1 protein-coding gene is annotated in these 2,123 nt (G+C 72.2%); it reads left to right on the top strand.

The features are described 5' to 3' along the window. The first annotated feature begins 170 nt into the window (after window positions 1-170). Window positions 171-1,931 (top strand): serine/threonine-protein kinase, encoded by a 1,761-nt coding sequence (locus tag KN815_RS40315; protein ID WP_216346757.1) that lies wholly within the window; start codon window positions 171-173, stop codon window positions 1,929-1,931. The last annotated feature ends 192 nt before the right edge of the window (window positions 1,932-2,123 follow it).

Here is a 2,123-nt window from a genome sequence, read left to right on the forward strand (position 1 = left end):
ACCAAGGGGCCGGAGGGCGAAGTTGCCCGATGGGGGGCGGCCGCGGTCCGCCCCCTTTAACATCGGCGTGATCTACGTTCCCGCATGCCGCGCCCATGCTCAATCGCCCGTAAGGGCGGCTCCACGGTCCGGTGTTCGAGGGCCTCGGCGGGTTGAGGCAAGATGAGCCCATGGTTACCGGGGGAGAGGGCCGTCTGATCGCCAACCGCTACCGGCTGGCCACGCGGCTCGGGCGCGGCGGTATGGGCACGGTCTGGCGGGCCGTCGACGAGCTTCTCGGCCGTGATGTCGCGGTCAAGGAGCTCCATGTGGACGAGGGGTACACGGCCTTCGACTCGCAGTTGCGCGGCGAGCGCACCCTGCGCGAGGCCCGGACCGTCGCACAGATCAAGCATCCGAACGTGATCGTGCTCCACGATGTGATCGAGGATGACGAATGCGCCTGGATCGTCATGGAGTTGGTCGACGGTCTCTCGCTCGCCGACCGGCTGGGCGCGCACGGTCCCGTCGGGGCGCGTGAGGCGGGGCGGATCGCGGCCGCGCTGCTGGACGCCCTGCGGGCCGCGCATGCGCGCGGGGTGCTGCACCGGGACATCAAGCCCGCCAATGTGCTGGTGGAGTCGGGCACCGGGCGGGTCGTGCTGACGGACTTCGGGATCGCGCAGGTCACCGGGTCCACCACGATCACCGAGACCGGCTCGTTCGTGGGGTCGCCCGAATACACCGCGCCGGAGCGGATGTCGGGGCGTCGCACCGGGCCGGAGTCGGATCTGTGGTCGCTCGGGGTGCTGCTCTGCACGCTGGTGGGCGGCGAATCCCCGTTCCATCGCGAGTCCCTGGCCGCGGTGCTGCACGCGGTCGTCTTCGACGAGATCCCCATGCCCGAGGCGGCCGGACCGCTGAAGCCGGTCATCGAGGGGCTCTTGCGGCGTGATCCCGAGGAGCGGCTGAGCGGCGACGAGGTCGAGCGGATGCTGCGGATGGCCCAGGAGGTGGGCGACACCCCGGAGATCCCGCTGGAGTACACCCCGACCCAGCCCAGCGTGCCGATCGGGCCCGACGGGCGAGGCTCATCGGCGTTCGTACCCGCGCCCGAGCCCGCTCCGGTGCCTGTTCCCGCGCCCGTCCCTGCTCCCGCCCCGATGCCCGTGCCCGCGCCCGCCCCGGCGGCCGGGCCCGTGCCCGCGTCCGCCTCCGTCTCCGTCCCGGCGGCCGCCCCGGCCACCCGGTCCCGTTCGAGTCGTGGCGCGCGTCGCCGTACCGTCCTTACGGCCGCCGCCGCGGTGGTCGCGCTCGCCGGTGTGGCCGCGGGCGTCGTGGCGCTGCTGGACAACGGGGGCGGTGACGGTGGCACGGCGCAGGGCGGGGGTACGAGCCAGAGCGCCGACACGGGGGGTTCGCGGAGTCCGAGCGCCCCTGAGAAGGCGCCGCAGCGTCCCGTGCAGGACGCCGATTCCACGGCGCCGCCGAAGGCCCGGATCCCCGACGGGTATGAGCTGGTCAATGACCCGCTCGGCTTCTCGCTCGCCGTGCCCGAGGGGTTCGCCCGCGAGTACAAGGCGCCCCGGGTCTACTACAACTCGCCCGGTATGGAGTTCCGGATCGGGATCCATGTCCAGGAGCAGAGTGCCGAGGGGCCGCTGGGGCTGAGCCGTAAGGCGGACGCCAAGGGCCCGCAGGACTACCCGGGTTACCGCAGCGGCCAGGTCATCGAGACCGAGCACAACGGCCGCCCCGCCGCCCTGTGGGCGTTCATCTGGAACGGTTCGGCCGACGATGGCGGCTCACGGCAGACATACGACTTGAGCTGGAACGAGAACGGGAAAATGTACGATCTGTGGCTGTCCGCCCCGGTTGGCGAGAAGTCCATGGGTAAGCGGCACTTCGACACCGCCGCCGCCACGTTCTCGCGTCCCGGCGCGGCGAACTGAACGTACGTCGCAACGGCTTTGTCACGAGCGTCCACGGCGGCTTCCCAGCGGTGGCGGACGGTGCCGCACCCTGGGTAATGATGGGCGCATGACGAACGACGGGGGACGGGCGCACGAGCCCACCAGCTACAGCCTGCGGCCGCCGCACGCGCCGGCCGCGCCGGTGCCGGCGCCCCAGCCGCCACCCGGGAC

This window comes from Streptomyces niphimycinicus (assembly GCF_018883605.1).
In the GTDB taxonomy this organism is placed as follows: domain Bacteria; phylum Actinomycetota; class Actinomycetes; order Streptomycetales; family Streptomycetaceae; genus Streptomyces; species Streptomyces niphimycinicus.